This is a genomic window from Cryobacterium shii, from assembly GCF_004402595.1.
Lineage (GTDB): Bacteria > Actinomycetota > Actinomycetes > Actinomycetales > Microbacteriaceae > Cryobacterium > Cryobacterium shii.
The window spans coordinates 1-1,420 of the sequence record NZ_SOFY01000006.1; the positions used below are offsets into that span (position 1 = coordinate 1).

Sequence of the window (1,420 nt, forward strand, 5' to 3'; positions counted from 1 at the left end):
CCGCTCTCCAGCCAGGGTGGTGCCATCACCTCGGGCGAGCCCCGGACCATCCGGATCTGCCACCCGGTGCTGTCGAGCATCCGGTGATCGAACCAGCCCTGTTTTATCAAGCTCAGACATACCCCGTTGTCGGTGTGCGTCGGGCCGCCGGCGGCGTCCGGGACGACGTGGTGGATCTCGGTCATGCTCGCCGGGATCCGGCAGCCGGGGATGATGCAGCCGCCGTCGCGGAGCTGGATCGCTTTGCGCTGGTTGGCGGTGAAGCAGCGGTCGGGCACCCCGAGCTTCAGGACGCGGCCGTCGCTGCTGAACACGACGTTCTCGGAGCCGCCGGAGCAGACGAGGTCCTTGATCGTGGTCATCTTGATCGGGGCCTCGACGCTGTCGATCCAGCCCACCCCCGCACCCTGGCCGAAGTCGGCGTTGAGGTCCTGTTCCCGAACGCTGACCAGCACCGTGGGCGCCGCCCCGCCGAGGGTGGGGGCGTCGGCGACGCGGGCGGCCACGTCCAGGATCACGGCGAGAACGTCGTGGCGTTGCTGGTCGGGGGTGCGGGGGTCGCGCTCGAGCAGTGCCCGTTCCTGCTGCTCTTGTCGCTGCTTCTCGGTCAGGAACGCGACCGGCGCGGACTTCGGCGACAGGTAGGCGTCGAAGAGGCGCTGCAGCTTGCCGCCGATTTCGGGCATCAACGACCCCGACAATGGGATGATGCCGTCGCGTTCCCGGCCCAGCCGCAAACCCCGAGATTGCATCGCCCGGTCGTCGGGGCCGGACCCGTCGGGCGCGATCACGGTCTTCCAGACCAGGGCCTGAATCCGGATCTCGTCCGCGGGCACCGCCACCGGGTGGTCGCCGCCGCCTCCGGTGGCCGCGGCAACGAGTTCGGACTCGGCCGCCTGCACCTGGTCCAGGTCGGTGCAGCGGAGCGTGGGTACCAGGGCGGTCAGGATCGCGTCGACGCTGTCGAGGCCGATCTCCCCGGACGCCAGGCCCGCCGCGGTCGCCGGGAACGCGGGCGGCAGGGCCTGCCTCGCGAGGGTGAACCGGGTGCGCAGCTGCGCGCCCAGCCGGATCCGGCGCTGCGCGGTCGGACGCGAGACCAGCGTCACCCGCTGGATCAGGTCCGACGGGGTGATGCAGGCCTTCCGGACCGAGAGCCGCCCGGTATCGAGCTCGGGCCGGGACCGGTCGGCGATCGCCGCCGCCGTCGCCACCCGCAGGGCGTCCACCCTTCGGCCGAGCTGCTCCACCGCCGCGGTCACCTGCAGCAGGCCATCGTCATCGCACCCCCGCACCCCCTGAACACCACAGCGTGGCACCCACCTCGCCCGCGAGGGCCGCGAACGCAGCAGCCACCACAGCGGCGTCGAGGGTTGCAGTGGGGTCATCCATACGCACAATTTTAGCAAACATAGAACGC

General features: G+C 70.9%; 1 protein-coding gene. It reads right to left on the minus strand.

Features of this window, described 5'->3' with window-relative positions:
* The coding region (locus E3O49_RS00860; protein WP_160140990.1) for an HNH endonuclease signature motif containing protein at positions 1-1,262 on the minus strand (1,262 nt) is incomplete at its 3' end.
* Between the last annotated feature and the right edge of the window lie 158 nt (positions 1,263-1,420).